The sequence below is a fragment of the Roseivivax sp. CAU 1761 genome (assembly GCF_054482755.1).
The window spans coordinates 33954-49551 of sequence record NZ_JBTLRM010000006.1 but is presented as its reverse complement, the minus strand read 5'-3'; the positions used below and the strand labels follow the sequence as shown (position 1 = coordinate 49551).

Annotated in this window: 16 protein-coding genes; 13 read left to right on the top strand and 3 right to left on the bottom strand. The window is 69.1% G+C overall.

Annotated elements, in window-relative coordinates:
* Positions 1–2: 2 nt before the first annotated feature.
* The 8 genes from sdhA to ACXYMW_RS05720 all read left to right on the top strand — a co-directional run bounded on the left by sdhA (position 3) and on the right by ACXYMW_RS05720 (position 6905).
* Positions 3–1808 carry a succinate dehydrogenase flavoprotein subunit gene (sdhA, locus tag ACXYMW_RS05755; RefSeq protein WP_459034342.1) on the top strand — a complete coding sequence of 602 codons (1806 nt, stop codon included), beginning with the start codon at positions 3–5 and terminating at the stop codon, positions 1806–1808.
* A complete protein-coding gene (locus tag ACXYMW_RS05750) occupies positions 1808–2140 on the top strand; it encodes a hypothetical protein (protein WP_459034341.1) in 333 nt (110 codons plus the stop codon). The genes sdhA and ACXYMW_RS05750 overlap by 1 nt, the downstream gene beginning before the upstream one ends.
* Before the next feature lie 3 nt (positions 2141–2143).
* Complete coding sequence (locus ACXYMW_RS05745; protein ID WP_459034340.1) at positions 2144–2995, top strand: class I SAM-dependent methyltransferase; 852 nt, start codon at positions 2144–2146, stop codon at positions 2993–2995.
* A 4-nt stretch (positions 2996–2999) separates the two neighbouring features.
* Positions 3000–3779 (top strand): succinate dehydrogenase iron-sulfur subunit, encoded by a 780-nt coding sequence (locus ACXYMW_RS05740; protein WP_459034339.1) that lies wholly within the window; start codon positions 3000–3002, stop codon positions 3777–3779.
* A gap of 193 nt (positions 3780–3972) precedes the next feature.
* Positions 3973–4128: a hypothetical protein gene (locus ACXYMW_RS05735; RefSeq protein ID WP_459034338.1), complete on the top strand. Its 156-nt coding sequence runs from the start codon at positions 3973–3975 to the stop codon at positions 4126–4128.
* Positions 4129–4193: 65 nt separating this feature from the next.
* On the top strand, positions 4194–4388 hold the full coding sequence (locus ACXYMW_RS05730) for a hypothetical protein (RefSeq protein WP_459034337.1): 195 nt from the start codon (positions 4194–4196) through the stop codon (positions 4386–4388).
* Between the two features lie 195 nt (positions 4389–4583).
* Positions 4584–5753 (top strand): type III PLP-dependent enzyme, encoded by a 1170-nt coding sequence (locus tag ACXYMW_RS05725; RefSeq protein WP_459034439.1) that lies wholly within the window; start codon positions 4584–4586, stop codon positions 5751–5753.
* Between the two features lie 306 nt (positions 5754–6059).
* The gene (locus tag ACXYMW_RS05720) at positions 6060–6905 is read left to right on the top strand and encodes an urea carboxylase-associated family protein (protein ID WP_459034336.1); all 846 of its coding nucleotides are present in this window, start codon (positions 6060–6062) and stop codon (positions 6903–6905) included.
* A gap of 5 nt (positions 6906–6910) precedes the next feature.
* Here the strand turns inward: ACXYMW_RS05720 and deoD are convergent, their stop codons facing one another.
* The 3 genes from deoD to ACXYMW_RS05705 form a co-directional block, all read right to left on the bottom strand.
* A complete protein-coding gene (gene deoD, locus ACXYMW_RS05715) occupies positions 6911–7615 on the bottom strand; it encodes a purine-nucleoside phosphorylase (RefSeq protein WP_459034335.1) in 705 nt (234 codons plus the stop codon).
* Between the two features lie 4 nt (positions 7616–7619).
* Entirely contained in the window at positions 7620–7928 is a 309-nt protein-coding gene (locus ACXYMW_RS05710) for an H-NS histone family protein (protein WP_459034438.1), read from the bottom strand.
* Between the two features lie 191 nt (positions 7929–8119).
* Entirely contained in the window at positions 8120–10096 is a 1977-nt protein-coding gene (locus ACXYMW_RS05705) for a methylmalonyl-CoA mutase family protein (protein WP_459034334.1), read from the bottom strand.
* Between the two features lie 798 nt (positions 10097–10894).
* Between ACXYMW_RS05705 and ccrA the strand changes: the two genes are divergently transcribed.
* The 5 genes from ccrA (at position 10895) to ACXYMW_RS05680 (ending at position 15553) form a co-directional block, all read left to right on the top strand.
* Positions 10895–12181 carry a crotonyl-CoA carboxylase/reductase gene (gene ccrA / locus ACXYMW_RS05700; protein ID WP_459034333.1) on the top strand — a complete coding sequence of 429 codons (1287 nt, stop codon included), beginning with the start codon at positions 10895–10897 and terminating at the stop codon, positions 12179–12181.
* A 181-nt stretch (positions 12182–12362) separates the two neighbouring features.
* Positions 12363–12557, top strand: a complete 195-nt coding sequence (locus tag ACXYMW_RS05695; RefSeq protein ID WP_459034332.1) for a hypothetical protein — start codon at positions 12363–12365, stop codon at positions 12555–12557.
* Positions 12505–13233: a helix-turn-helix transcriptional regulator gene (locus tag ACXYMW_RS05690; RefSeq protein ID WP_459034331.1), complete on the top strand. Its 729-nt coding sequence runs from the start codon at positions 12505–12507 to the stop codon at positions 13231–13233. Before ACXYMW_RS05695 ends, ACXYMW_RS05690 begins: the two co-directional genes overlap by 53 nt.
* Positions 13234–13309: 76 nt before the next feature.
* Positions 13310–13942, top strand: a complete 633-nt coding sequence (locus tag ACXYMW_RS05685) for an acyl-homoserine-lactone synthase (RefSeq protein WP_459034330.1) — start codon at positions 13310–13312, stop codon at positions 13940–13942.
* Positions 13943–14014: 72 nt separating this feature from the next.
* Positions 14015–15553, top strand: a complete 1539-nt coding sequence (locus ACXYMW_RS05680; protein ID WP_459034329.1) for an ATP-dependent DNA helicase — start codon at positions 14015–14017, stop codon at positions 15551–15553.
* The last annotated feature ends 45 nt before the right edge of the window (positions 15554–15598 follow it).

Below are 15598 nucleotides of genomic sequence, written 5' to 3'. Positions count from 1 at the left end.
TTATGGCTGCATACGACTACGAGACGCATGACTACGACGTCGTGGTGGTGGGGGCGGGCGGCTCCGGCCTGCGCGCGACCCTCGGCATGGCCGAGCAGGGGCTGAAGACCGCCTGCGTCACCAAGGTCTTCCCGACCCGTTCGCACACCGTGGCGGCGCAGGGCGGCATCGCCGCCTCGCTGTCCAACATGGGCCCGGACCACTGGCAGTGGCACATGTACGACACCGTGAAGGGGTCGGACTGGCTCGGCGACACCGACGCCATGGAATACCTCGCCCGGCACGCCCCCGAGGCGGTCTACGAGCTCGAGCATTACGGCGTGCCGTTCTCGCGCACCGAGGAGGGCAAGATCTACCAGCGCCCCTTCGGCGGCCACACCACCGAGTTCGGCGAGGGCCCGGCGGTGCAGCGCACCTGCGCCGCCGCCGACCGCACCGGACACGCCATCCTGCACACGCTCTACGGCCAGAGCCTCAAGCAGAAGGCCGAGTTCTACATCGAGTATTTCGCCATCGACCTGCTGATGGACGCCGACGGCGCCTGCACCGGGGTGGTGTGCTGGAAGCTCGACGACGGCACCATGCACGTCTTCAACGCCAAGATGGTGGTGCTGGCGACCGGCGGCTACGGCCGGGCCTATTTTTCGGCCACCTCGGCCCATACCTGCACCGGCGACGGCGGCGGCATGGTGGCGCGGGCCGGGCTGCCGCTGCAGGACATGGAATTCGTGCAATTCCACCCGACCGGCATCTACGGCGCCGGCTGCCTGATCACCGAGGGCGCCCGCGGCGAGGGCGGCTACCTGACCAACTCCGAGGGCGAGCGCTTCATGGAGCGCTACGCCCCGACCTACAAGGACCTGGCGCCGCGCGACTATGTCAGCCGCTCGATGACCATGGAGATCCGCGAGGGCCGCGGCGTCGGCGAGCACGGCGACCACATCCACCTGAACCTGTCGCACCTGCCCAAGGAGGCGCTGCAGCTGCGCCTGCCGGGGATCTCGGAATCGGCCAAGATCTTCGCCGGCGTCGATGTCACCAAGGAGCCGATCCCGGTGATTCCGACGGTGCATTACAACATGGGCGGCATCCCCACGAATTACTGGGGCGAGGTGCTGGACCCGACCGGGGAGGACCCGAACCGCGTCGTGCCCGGCCTGATGGCGGTGGGCGAGGCCGGCTGCGCCAGCGTGCACGGCGCCAACCGCCTGGGCTCCAACTCGCTCATCGACCTGGTGGTCTTCGGCCGCGCCGCGGCGATCCGCGCCGGCCAGGTGGTGGACCGCGCCGCCCGGCCGCGGGCGGTGGACCAGGGCCAGATCGACCAGGCGCTGGGCCGCTTCGACGCGATCCGGCACGCCAAGGGCTCGGTGCCCACCGCCGAGCTGCGGCTCGAGATGCAGCGCACCATGCAGAGCGACGCGGCGGTGTTCCGCACCGCCGAGACCATGGCCGAGGGCGTCGAGAAGATGACCGCGATCGCCGGCAAGCTCGACGACCTGCACGTCACTGACCGCAGCCTGGTCTGGAACTCCGACCTGATGGAGACGCTGGAGCTCACCAACCTGATGCCCAACGCGCTGACCACCATCGTCTCGGCCGAGGCGCGCAAGGAAAGCCGCGGCGCCCATGCCCATGAGGACCACACCGAGCGCGACGACGAGAACTGGCGCGTCCACACCATCGCCCGCATCGCCGACGGCAAGGTGGAGCTGAGCTACCGGCCGGTGATCACCGCGCCGCTGACCACCGCGGACGAGGGCGGCATCGCCGAGGAGCGCATCGCTCCCAAGGCGCGGACCTTCTGATGCGGCGGGCGGCAATCCTCGCGCTGACGGCGCTGGTTCTGGCGGGCTGCACGGCCCAGGCGCAGGACCAGATCGCCCGCGGCGCCGCCCGCTCGACGGTCAACCGGGTGGTGCTCGAGCGCTATCCCGGGGTGCCGCTCGAGCCGGCGATCGACTGCATCATCGACAATGCCAGCGCCCAGCAGATCCTCGCGCTGGCGGCCGATTCCGTGGGCGGTCCGACGGCCTCCTCGGCCGAGATCGTGGCCGAGATCGTGTCGCGGCCGCCGACGCTGCAATGTCTGGCGGCGGAAGGCCTGCCGGCGCTGCTGGCCGGCGCCGGGAGCCGCTGAGCGATGCTCGGGCTCTTCCGCAAGGCGCAGCCGCCGGCCAAGCTCCGGCCGGAAGGCCGCGTGGCGCCGGTGGGACAGCGCGCCCCCGGCGGCAGCCCGCGCCTGCCGGCGGCAATCCGGGCGGAGGTCCAGCCGGGGTTTCCGGAAGTCGACGGCCCGCACTATCTCGACGTGCTGGCCGAGCTGCACGCCATCCTCGCGCCGGACTGGTATCTCGAGATCGGCACCAGCCGCGGCCATTCGCTGCGCCTGTGCCCGGGCAATTTCGTCGCCATCGACCCCGCCTTCGAGGTCAGCGACTTCGCGATGGGGCAGATGCGGCAGGGCCATTTCCTGCAGATGACCTCGGACGAGGCCTTCGCCTCGGACTTTCTGGCGCGCAACGGCATCGCCCCGAAGCTCGGCTTTCTCGACGGCATGCACCGGTTCGAATACCTGCTGCGCGACGTGATGAACTTCGAGAAATGCGCCGCCCCGGGCGCCGTCGCGGTGCTGCACGATTGCCTGCCGTTCAACGCCGCGATGACGGCGCGGGACTGGGACCGCGAGGCGCTGCGCTTCTGGACCGGCGACGTCTGGAAGACGCTCGCCATTCTCGAGGAGACGCGGCCCGATCTGGGCATCCACGTGCTCGACGCCTACCCTACGGGGCTGGTCGTCCTGACCGGACTCGATCCGGAGAACCGGGTGCTCGACGCCGCCTACGAGGAGTGCGTCGCGCGCCATCTCGACCTCGACATCGAAGCCTACGGCGCGGAGCGCTACTTCGGGGCGCGCGCCATCGAGAGCAGCCACGGCTTCGTGACCTCGCTTCGCGCCGGCACGGCGCAGACCCGACCCGAGAAAGGGGCCTGATCCCATGGTTCAACTCACCCTGCCCAAGAATTCCCGCATCCGCACCGGCAAGACCTGGCCGAAGCCGGAGGGCGCGAGCAACCTGCGCAAGTTCCAGATCTACCGCTGGAGCCCGGATGACGGCGAGAATCCCCGCGTCGACACCTATTTCGTCGACATGGACACCTGCGGGCCGATGGTTCTCGACGCGCTGATCAAGATCAAGAACGAGATCGATCCGACGCTGGCCTTCCGCCGCTCCTGCCGTGAGGGCATCTGCGGCTCCTGCGGCATGAACATCGACGGCATCAACACGCTGGCCTGCATCTACGGCATGGACGAGATCAAGGGCGACGTGAAGATCTACCCGCTGCCGCACATGCCGGTGGTGCGCGACCTGATCCCCGACCTGACGCTGTTCTACGCCCAGCACGCCTCGATCATGCCGTGGCTCGAGACCACCACCAACCGTCCCGCCAAGGAGTGGCGGCAGTCGATCGAGGACCGCGAGAAGCTCGACGGTCTCTACGAATGCGTGATGTGCGCCTCCTGCTCCACGGCCTGCCCGTCCTACTGGTGGAACGGCGACCGCTATCTCGGGCCCGCGGCGCTGCTGCACGCCTATCGCTGGATCGTCGACAGCCGCGACGAGGCGACCGGGGCGCGGCTCGACGATCTCGAGGATCCGTTCAAGCTCTACCGCTGCCACACCATCATGAACTGCGCCAAGACCTGCCCCAAGGGCCTGAACCCGGCCAAGGCGATCAGCCAGATCAAGAAAATGATGGTCGAACGCACGATGTGATCCGCCCGCCGGAGCACAGCTCCGGACCGACGGCCCCGGCGCGGTCCGGGGCCGTTTCGCGTCCGGGGTCTGCGTGTGCCGATGTATGCAGTGCCGGCATAGCCCGGATGCAGCTTTCGGGGATGAAAATGCCGCGCTGCGGCGACATATCGGGATCGGGGAGGGAGCCACGGATCACACCCGAGAGGCATCCATGACCGATCGCAGCGACACCCGCCGCAGCCCGCGCCCCGAAGAGGCGCTCGCCATTCTCGCCGAACAACTGTCCTATTACGAGCCGGCGACCCCGGCCGTGCGTCCGGAGCGCGACGATGCCACCGACGCCCTGCGCTGGACCCGCGCCGCCTGACGCCCTACCTGCCGCCTGTCCCGGCCCTGCCGGGGCGGGCGCCACCGGGAGAGGGGAGACCCGCGATGCTCATCCTGCTCGGCCTCGTCGTCGCGCTGATCCTGATCGCCGTCTTCGCCAACCGCGAGACCCGCGCCTGTCGCTGGCGGGAATACCTCAGGAGTGACACGGAAAGCACATGGACCTGCCTGCAATGCGGGGCCGAAACCCCCGGATCCCGGGGCCGCGCGCCGCAATCGTGTCTGGCCCGCAACGGCTGAGCGGGCCATCCGAAAAACCGGAATCCGGCCGCAATCACCCTCTTGAAGTGAATCGGCATCTGCCCGATATGCGCTTCCACAAGACGCCAACGCACGCGCCTCTGTCCCATGGGTCAGCCCCACGGTTACGTAGCGACGGTAACGTCTCTGACAGCACTGGTTGGCCGTCCACGGCCGGGTCTATTGGAGATGGACATGAACGCTTACGTCACCGAGTTCTCGGCGCCCGATGTCGTGCGCGCATCGCGCGTTGAGACCTTCATCCGCAACACCCGCTTCGACCGTCCGACCCTGGTGATCGACACCGAGGCGGTGGCCCGTCAATACGCGGCGCTGGCCGCCGGCCTCGGCCGGGCGACCATCCACTACGCGGTGAAGGCCAACCCGGAGCGCGCGGTTATCGAGACGCTGGTCGGGCTCGGATCGAACTTCGACGCCGCCTCGCGCGCCGAGATCGAGCTCTGCCTGAGCCAGGGCGCCGCGCCCGAGCAGATCTCCTTCGGCAACACCATCAAGAAGCCCGCCGACATCGCCTTCGCGCATCAGGCCGGGATCCGTATCTTCGCCGCCGATGCCGAGGAGGAGCTCGAGAAGATCGCCGAGCACGCCCCCGGCGCGCAGGTCTATATCCGCCTGCTGGTCGACGCCTCCGAGGCCGACTGGCCGCTGTCGCGCAAGTTCGGCACCAGCCGCGTCAAGGCGCTGGCGCTGATGGACATGGCGGTGGCGCTGGGCCTCGCGCCGGTCGGCGTGTCCTTCCATGTCGGCTCGCAGACCCGCCGCTCGGCCATGTGGGCGCCGGTGCTCGACCAGGTGGCCGCCGTCTGGCACGCCGCCCGCGCCGCCGGCCACGACCTGACGCTGCTCAACATCGGCGGCGGCTTCCCGGCCTTCTACACCGAGGAGGTCGAGGGCCCGACCGCCTATGCCGCCGGCGTCATGCGCCAGGTGACCGAGCGTTTCGGCGACGTGCCGCATGTCATGGCCGAGCCGGGCCGCGGCCTGGTGGCCGAGGCCGGCGCCATCGCCGCCGAGGTCCTGCTGGTGTCGAAGAAGTCGGACAACGACCTGCACCGCTGGGTCTATCTCGACATCGGCCGCTTCTCGGGCCTGGCCGAGACCGAGGGCGAGGCGATCCGCTACCGCTTCGTCACCGACCGCGAGCACGAGGCGCACGGCCCCTGCATCCTCGCCGGCCCGTCCTGCGACTCGGCCGACGTGCTCTACGAGAAGCGTCCGGTGGACCTGCCGCTGGGCCTGAAATCCGGCGACCGGGTGATCATCCGCGCCTGCGGCGCCTACACCTCGACCTATTCCTCGGTCTGCTTCAACGGCTTCCCGCCGCTCGACGTGATCGCGATCTGAGCGCGGCGCCGCCCGCATTGATGAAAAAGGCCGGATCCGATCCGGCCTTTTTCCTGTCCGGGGGTGTTTCGTCGCAGCCCAAGAGCCTTTCCGGCCGGACGGTTCGGCAGCGTCCGGCCGTCGCGAACGGTTGGCGCCCCGCCACCCGCTTTGCGGGATTGGACGTTGGCAAGGGCGACGGGACGCCTCCGTTCCGGGACCCGGCCCGCCAGCCGGGTCCATGCTGCGAGTTTGGCGCCAATTCGGTAAAGAAGGGGTAAACGAATTGCCCCGAATCCGCGAAATTGCCGAGGAAGGATCGCCTCCATGTCGACTGCTCCCGTTGACGCCGATCAGCGTCGCGCCGCGCCCGCGGTGATTTGCTATCCGCGCGCGACCTTACCCGCGCCGCCGATGCAGCTTTATCGCGCCGCCCTCGCCGGGGCGCGGCTGACGTCGGAAATTGCCGTGGCGCCGCGCAGCGCCGAATGTTTCCGGGTTCCGGCGGGCCATTTCTTTACCATTCGGTCAATCGACGGTCCCCAGGTCGGCGATCTCAATCTCTGGGCCGACGGAGATTTTTCCGAACGGTTCTATTCCGGAAAGACGCGGGCATTGCATGGCAGCCATGTCGGCGAAGGCGACCGGCTGTGGTCCGGCTTTCCGCATCTGCGGCCGATGGCGACGGTCGTCGCCGACGATCTCGGCTGGTATGGCCGCGACGCCGATGGCGGTGCCGTGCACGACGTCATCGGCACGCGCTGCGATCCCTATACCGCGCGGCTGCTCAGCGGACGGGATTACGACCGCTGCTGCCATTCCAATCTGCTGCGGGCGCTGGTGGCGGAGACCGGATGGCCGCCCGAGGCGGCCGAGCCGCATCTGCACGACGTTCTCAACGTCTTCATGTGCACCGGATTCACCCGCGACACCGGGCAGTATTTCATGAAGGCGAGCCCGGTGCGTCCGGGGGACGGCCTGACCCTGTTCGCCGAGATCGACCTCCTGGGCGCGCTCAGTGCCTGTCCCGGCGGCGATTGCGGCCAGGCCCATTCCAGCGACGCGGCGGCCTGCTTTCCGCTGGGGGTGGAGATCCGGGCGCCGCAGGACGGCGCGCTGGCGGGCTGGGCGCCCCCGGCCCGCAACGGCTATGGCGGCCGTCACGGGCTCTGAGGCGGTCAGGCGAAGGCCGCCTCGAGGGCGATCTCGACCATGTCGCCGAACGAGGATTGGCGGTCCTCCGAGGACAGCGCCTCGCCGGTCAGGAGGTGGTCGCTGACGGTCAGGACGGCCAGCGCCCGCACCCGGCAGCGGGCGGCGACGGTGTAGAGCTCCGCGGCCTCCATCTCCACCGCCAGGATGCCGTGGCGGGTCAGCTGCTCGTTCAGGTCGGGGCGTTCGTCGTAGAACGCGTCCGAGGAATAGATGCCGCCGACATGGCAGCGTCCCGGCCGCGTGGCGGCCGCCTCGGCGGCGGCGCGGAGCAGCGACCAGTCGGCGTGCGGCGCGTAGTTCATTTCCCGGAAGATGCCGCGCGACGGCGTGGAGAGCGAACTGGCGGTCATCGCCAGGATCACGTCGCGCAGCGCCACGCCGTCCTGCATGGCCCCGCAGGAGCCGATGCGGATAAGCGTCGTGGCGCCGTAATCGCGGATCAGTTCGTTGGCGTAGATCGACAGGGAGGGCATGCCCATCCCCGAGCCGTGAATGGTCACGCGGTGGCCGTTCCAGGTGCCGGTATAGCCCAGCATCCCGCGCACGTCGTTGACCAGCCGCGGGGCGTCGAGATACCGCTCCGCCGCCCATTTCGCCCGGTAGGGATCTCCGGGCATCAGGACGCATTCGGCGATATCGCCCGGCTGGGCGCCGATATGGATCGTCATTCGCTCAGATCTTCAGATCGTCGAGGGACTTGCCGTTGTCGAGCGCTTCGATGACCCAGTTCGGTTTGCGGCCGCGTCCGGTCCAGGTCTGATCGGGTGCGGCGGGATTGCGGTAGCGCGGAATGCCCTTGCCGGCCTTTCCGTCACTGCCGATCAGGTCGTCCAGCGAAAAGCCGTACTCCTTTGCGGCGACTTCCGCCGCGCGTTTCGCTTCCGCCCGGCGTCGGGTGTCGATGGTTTTCAGAGCCCTGTCGACGTCGGCTTTCAGACGCTTGAGCTCGTCTTTCGACATATCTTCAAGATTAATATCCATGGCGCTCACTCTCATATTCCGACTTTATTATTGTTCTTTATTTTTTCGGAATTCTTAAAATGACAACAGCCAATTATGTGTCAGCGTCCGGCGCGATCGCAAAAAGCGAAAAACCGCTCAGCCGGGGGCTGAACGGTCTCAATGGTCTGCGCGTCTTGGTATAGGCGGCGCGGGTTTGGCGCCGCGGGGCGCTATTCCGCGGCCACCGCCTTTTCGTCAGCCAGCGAAACGATGTCGCGCATGATGGCATTCAGTTCGAAATCCTTGGGCGTGTAGATTCGCGCCACGCCCATGGCGGTCAGCTTGCGGGCATCCTCTTCGGGGATGATGCCGCCCACCACCACCGGGACATGGCCGAGCCCGGCGGCGCGGAGCCGCTCCAGCGTGTCCTCGACCAGGGGCAGGTGGCTGCCCGACAGGATCGACAGGCCGACCACGTGGGCGCCCTCCTGGGCCGCGCGGACGATCTCCTCGGGCGTCAGGCGAATGCCGGCATAATCGATCTCCATGCCGCAATCGCGGGCCCGGAAGGCGATCTGCTCGGCGCCGTTGGAATGGCCGTCGAGCCCCGGCTTGCCCATCAGGAAGCGCAGCCGGCGGCCCAGCCGGTCGGAGACCGCATCGACCGCGGCGCGGATGTCGTCGAGCCCCTCGGTCTTGTTCGAGGGCGCGGCTGAGACCCCGGTGGGCCCGCGATATTCGCCGTGCGCGCGGCGCATCTCGCCGGCCCATTCGCCGGTGGTGACGCCGGCCCTGGCGGCGGCGATGGAGGCCTCCATGACGTTGCGGCCCTCGCGTGCGGCGTCACGGAGTTCGGCCAGGGCCACCTCCACCGCGGCGGCGTCGCGGCTCTCGCGCCATTCCGCCAGGCGGCCGATCTGCTCGGCTTCGACGGAGGGATCGACGGTCATGATGCCGCCATCCTCGCCCAGGAGCGGCGAGGGTTCGGACTGGGTCCAGCGGTTGACGCCCACCACCACGGTCTCGCCGCGCTCGACGCGGTTGACCCGGTCGGCATTGGATTCGACCAGCCGCGACTTCATGTAGTCGATGGCGCCGATCGCCCCGCCCATGGCATCGAGATTGGCGAGTTCGGCGCGCGCCGCCTCCTTCAGCGTCGCGACCTTGGCATCGACCGCCGGATTGCCGTCGAACAGGTCGTCGAATTCCAGCAGGTCGGTCTCGTAGGCCATGATCTGCTGCATCCGCATCGACCATTGCTGGTCCCAGGGGCGCGGCAGGCCGAGCGCCTCGTTCCAGGCCGGCAATTGCACGGCGCGGGCGCGGGCCTTTTTCGACAGGGTGACCGCCAGCATTTCGATCAGGATCCGGTAGACGTTGTTTTCCGGCTGCTGCTCGGTCAGGCCCAGCGAATTGACCTGCACGCCGTACCTGAAGCGGCGGAATTTCGGGTTCTCGACGCCGTAGCGGTCGCGCAGGATATCGTCCCAGAGATCGACGAAGGCGCGCATCTTGCACATCTCGGTGACGAAGCGGATGCCGGCATTCACGAAGAACGAGATGCGGCCCGCCAGCGTCGGGAAATCCTCGGCCGGAACCCGCGGCTTCAATTCGTCGAGCACCGCGATGGCGGTGGCCAGCGCATAGGCCAGCTCCTGCTCCGGCGTCGCGCCGGCCTCCTGCAGGTGGTAGGAGCAGACATTCATCGGGTTCCACTTGGGAACATGCTTGTAGCAATACTCGGCGACGTCCCCGATCATCTTCAGCGACGGCTTGGGCGGACAGATATAGGTGCCGCGGCTGAGATATTCCTTGATCAGGTCGTTCTGCACCGTGCCCTGCAGCTTGGCCACGTCGGCGCCCTGTTCCTCGGCCACCGCGATATAGAGCGCCAGAAGCCACGGCGCGGTGGCGTTGATCGTCATCGAGGTGTTCATCTGCACGAGCGGGATCTGGTCGAACAGGGTGCGCATGTCGCCCAGGTGGCAGATCGGCACGCCGACCTTGCCGACCTCGCCGCGGGCCAGGACATGGTCGCTGTCATAGCCGGTCTGGGTCGGCAGGTCGAAGGCCACCGACAGGCCGGTCTGCCCCTTGGCGAGGTTGCCGCGATAGAGCGCGTTCGAGGCCCGGGCGGTGGAATGGCCGGCATAGGTCCGGATCAGCCAGGGTTTGTCGCGGGGCGGCAGCGCTTGGGTCTCGGTCATGGCGGTCGGTCACCTGCTGAAATGGGTCTGCAACAATGTTGCGCTCTGGGGTTGATATGCGAAACTTTGTGGCCCTGTCAATTCGCTGCGACGCGGCGAGCGCGCGGCCTTCGGGCGGGGCCGACCCGGCCTGACCGGTGCCGCAATTCCGGTCCGCGCCAGAATGGCGTCTCCGGCACGGCAGACCGACGGCAGAAGGGATCGAGGGAGGGTCGGACTCTCGAAACGCATGGCGGTGGCGGCACTCCTCGGCGCGGCGGGCCCCGGCGGGCTTCCGCCGCGAGACGGTCGTCGGCACCGCGACGGATGCCACCGTTGTCGTCGGCGAAAGCCCCGTCAAGAGGGCGGTGCGAGCCGGCAAACTCGCGGTGAAGGGCGCGCGGATCGCCCAAGTGAGGTCCAGGACGCGCGCGCCGCCGGTCTCCGCCGGGCGCGGGATCTGCACCACGCCCTGGGGCTATGTCGCGGCCTCCCGGCGCGCCGGCGGTACTCATGTCCGCCCGGCCGGTCGAAGCGTGCGGGTCGCGCCGCGGCGCCGCCTGCGCTCTGCGACGCAAGGCCGCGCCTGCCGGCGCGCGGCGGGGCGGACCGTTTCGTTGCAGTGCAGCAATTGCGGGGCGCGGTCCGCCCTCCCATCCCGGACGGGCGCGCAACTTTCTGCGCCGGAAGGGTCATAAAGTTACAATCGGGACGCCAAGGTTGTTGATATGTTGCGTGGCCGATTGTATCTCCGGGACAGAGGCCCCGCGATTCTGCATTGCGGCGTCGCCAGGTCGAAGCACGAGGAAGGAGGCCCCGATGGCTCTGGACACCCAAACCGGCATCGCCGAGTACGATGCGCCCGAAAAAGATCTCTACGAGATCGGCGAGATGCCCCCGATGGGCTACGTGCCGAAGAAGATGTATTGCTGGTGCATCCGGCGCGAGCGCCACGGTGATCCGGACACGAGCTTCCAACAGGAAGTCGTCGACGTGCCGAAGCTCGACAGCTACGAGGTGCTGGTGCTCGTGATGGCCGCGGGCGTCAACTACAACGGTGTCTGGGCCGGCAAGGGCGTGCCGATCAGCCCCTTCGACGTGCACGGCGCCGAGTTCCACATCGCCGGTTCGGACGCCTCGGGCATCGTCTGGGCGGTGGGCGACAAGGTGAAGCGCTGGAAGGTCGGCGACGAGGTCGTGATCCACTGCAACCAGGACGACGGCGACGACGAGGAGTGCAACGGCGGCGACCCGATGCTGTCGCCCTCGCAGCGCATCTGGGGCTACGAGACCCCGGACGGCTCCTTCGCGCAGTTCACCAACGTGCAGGCACAGCAGCTGATGCCGCGGCCCAAGCACCTGACCTGGGAAGAGAGCGCCTGCTACACGCTGACGCTCGCCACCGCCTACCGGATGCTCTTCGGCCATCACCCGCACGAGCTGAAGCCGGGCCAGAACGTGCTGGTCTGGGGCGCCTCGGGCGGCCTCGGCTCCTACGCCATCCAGCTCGCCAACACCGCCGGCGCCAACGCCATCGGCGTGATCTCGGACGAGTCGAAGCGCGACTTCGTCATGTCGATGGGCGCCAAGGGCGTGATCAACCGCAAGGATTTCAAGTGCTGGGGCCAGCTGCCGACGGTCAACACGCCGGAATACAACGAGTGGCTGAAGGAGGCGCGCAAGTTCGGCAAGGCGATCTGGGAGATCACCGGCAAGGGCGTGAACGTCGACATGGTCTTCGAGCATCCCGGTGAATCGACCTTCCCGGTCTCCACTCTGGTGGTGAAGAAGGGCGGCATGGTCGTCATCTGCGCCGGCACCTCGGGCTACAACACCACCTTCGACGTGCGCTACATGTGGATGCACCAGAAGCGCCTGCAGGGCTCGCATTTCGCGCATCTGAAACAGGCCGCGGCGGCCAACCAGCTGATGGTGGAGCGCCGGCTCGATCCCTGCATGTCCGAGGTCTTCCCCTGGGAGGAGATCCCGCACGCGCACATGAAGATGATGCGCAACGAGCACAAGCCGGGCAACATGTCGGTGCTGGTGCAGGCGCCGAAGACCGGCCTGCGCACCTTCGAGGATGCGCTGGCGGCCAAGGGCTGAGCGCCGCGCCCGACCGCTGAGCTGACGGGGAACGGGTCCGCCGGGGGCGGGCCCGTTTCGCATGTCGGGGGGCGTGCCGCGCCTCGCCGGAAATGGGGAGGCCGCATCCGCGAATGGCGCCGGGCGGCAGCGCGGCTTAGGCTGATCTTCACCGTTCGTTAAGCAATACGCGGAGACATTCATGGCCAACGACTGGATCATCGACGTGCTCTCGGATCTCGGTGCATTCGCCCGGGCCAACGGGATGGCGGCGCTCGCCGGCGAACTCGAGGGCGCGCGCTGCGTCGCCCGTGCTGAGATCACCCGCCGGGAGGGGGCGCTTAGTGGGCTTGGTCGCGACCGCGGGTACGACGGACAACGCGCTCGGGCGTCTTGAGGCGGCCGAGACCCTCGCCGATCTGCAGACCGTCTCGGAAAACCTGCGCGCCGCCTACCGGGTCGGGCACCTGGTCTATCACTGGGTCAACGGCGCCGGCGAGCAATATGGCTGCGGCACCTATCCCGAGGCCTGGGTGCGGCGCTACGTGGCGTGCGGCTATCTGCGCGTCGACCCGGTGATCCAGGGCTGCGCGCGCTGCTTCCACCCGGTGGACTGGCGGCAACTCGACTGGTCGGGCCGGGCGCAACGCGCCTTTCTCGAGGATGCGAGGGCGCACGGGCTCGGCGCGCAGGGCTATTCGGTGCCGATCCGCGGCCCGAACGGGCAATTCGCGCTGTTCACCATCAACCACGATTGCGACGATGCCGCCTGGTCGCATTTCCTCGCCGACATGCGGCGCGACTTCATCCTCCTGGCGCATTACTTCAACCAGAAGGCGCTCGACCTCGAACCCGGCCGCACCCCCGATGCCGCACCCGCCCTGTCGCCGCGCGAGGTCGATGCCCTGACATTGCTGGCGCTGGGCTACGGCCGCGCCCAGGCCGCGGCCTCGCTGGCGATCTCCGAGCACACGATCCGGGTCTATATCGAGAGCGCCCGCTTCAAGCTCGGGGCGATGAACACCACCCATGCCGTGGCCCGGGCGTTGCAGCGCGGGCTTCTGGTGCTGTGACAGCGCGCGCCGGTCCGACCGGGCCTTAACGCCCGCCGCCGGAGGCTTCCCGTCGCAGCGACAGGAGGACCCCGGCATGATCCGCTATCTCTACGGCCACCAGCTCGACCGCGCGCCGCGGCTTCGCGACAGCATGTTCCGCGACCGCGCCGACCAGTTCGCGACCCGGCTGGGCTGGGAGGTCACGGTGGACGCGGACGGCTTCGAACGCGACCGCTACGACGGCTGCGACCCGCTCTACGTGATCTGGCAGCGCCGCGACGGGCGGCATGGCGGCTCGATGCGGTTCCTGCCCACGACTGGGCAGACCATGGTTAACGACCATTTCGGGGCGCTGGCCGGCGGCGGCATCCGCAGCCCGCTGATCTGGGAATGCACGCGCTTCTGCCTCGCCCGCGACACCGATCCCGGCTGCGCCGCGGCGCTGATGCTGGCGGGCGGCGAGATCCTCGAGGGCTTCGGCCTGACCCACCTGGTCGGGGTGTTCGATGCCCGCATGGTGCGCATCTACCGGCGCATCGGCGCCGCGCCCGAGGTGATCGGCCAGAGCGGCAGCGGCCGGGCCGCGGTGGCGCTCGGGCTCTGGAGCCTCGCCGCGCCGGTGCGCGCCCGGGTGGCGGCCGCGGCGGGCCTGGCACCGGCGCTGTCGCGGCACTGGTTCGAAGCCGCCTTCGGCCGCGCCGCGCCGGCCGCGGCCCGCGTCGCCTGACGGCCCGCATCGAAGCGTGGGCCGGCGCCGGGCTCTGGCGGTCGCCGCCGCCGCCCTGTAGGGTCCGGCGCCATGACCGACCCCGCTCTGCGCTTCTCCCCGGACCAGGCCGAGGCCTTCGACCGCGTGGCCGACCTGCTGGCCGCGGCGGGGGTCGACCTCGCAAACGCCAGCACCCGCCCGGCGCAGCCCGGGCGCAGCCGCGTCATGGCGGTGACCGGCAAGGCGGGGTCGGGCAAGACGCTGCTTCTGGCGGAGCTCTGCAAGGCGCTCGACGGCGCCGGGGTGGACCTCGTCTCGGGCGATTACGAGAGCCGCCGCAAGCGCGAGCGCCGCACCCTGGCGATCCTCGCGCCGACCAACAAGGCGGCCAGCGTGCTGCGGATGCGCGGCGTGCCGGCGACCACCATCCACCGCATCCTCTACACCCCGGTCTACGACCCGGAATTCGAGAAGATCGCGGAATGGCTGACCGGCAACATTCCCCGCCCGGAAAGCGCCGAGCTGAGCGAGGAGGCGCTGGACCGCGCCTTCGCCGCCTTCCAGGTGCACAAGTCGGTGCCGGCGGCGCTGGCCGCGGCGGGGCTGCGCGGCTCGGACTTCATCTCCGGCTGGAAGCGTCGGGAGGAGCCGCTCGACATCGGCTTCGTGGACGAATCCTCGATGCTGGACGACCGCCAGTTCGAGGACCTGCAGGAGATCTTTCCCAACCTCGTGCTGTTCGGCGACCCGGCGCAGCTCGCCCCGGTGAACCAGTCCGGCAAGATGGTCTTCGACGGCATTGACGGCGAGCGCCGCATGGAGCTGAGCCGCATCCACCGCCAGGAGGCCGACAACCCGATCCTCGACCTGGCCCATGCGCTGGCCGACCCGGCGCTCGAGTTCCACGATTTCGAGCGCATGGTGGAGGACACGGCGCGGCGCGACGACCGGGTGATCTGGGGTCAGCGGGTCGAGGTCGACCTGATGGCGCGCTCGCCGGTTCTGGTCTGGCGCAACGCCACGCGGGTGCGGCTGATCCAGGCCTTCCGGGCGGTGCACGGTGCGCCGGAGGATGCGCTGCTCGAGGGCGAGCCGCTGATCTGCGACGGCATCGAGCTGCCGCTGAAGCACCGCAAGCGCCGGCTCGACCTGGAGGCGCGCGGCCTCATCAAGGGCGCGCAGGTGATCTATCTCGGCCCCGGCAAGTCGCCCGGCTTCTCGCGGCTCCACGTCATCGGCGCCGAGGATCCGCGGGTCTCCGCGGCCTCGATCGTGAAGATCGAGAAGCCCGGCGAGGAGGAGCCCTTCATCCCCTATGCCGCGCGCATGGGCGCGACCTTCCTGCACGGCGCGGCGGTGACCATCCACAAGGCGCAGGGCTCGCAATGGGAGGCGGTGCAGGTCTTCGCCCCCGACCTCTACGCCGCGGCCCGGGCCGGGCGGGTGGAGGCCGGCCAGCCGCTCTGGAAGCGCCTCGCCTATGTCGCGATCACCCGCGCCTCCGAGCGTCTGCACTGGGTCGTGCGCAACCGGCTGGCCAAGCCCTCGGCGCCGCTCTCGGTGGCCGATCTCAAGGCGCCGGCGGCGCCGCTGCAGCTCGAGATCGAGGAGAGCGCGCCGGGCGCCTGACCGGGGCCGGGGGGGGGGGGGGGGGGGGGAGGGGGGAGTGGAGGG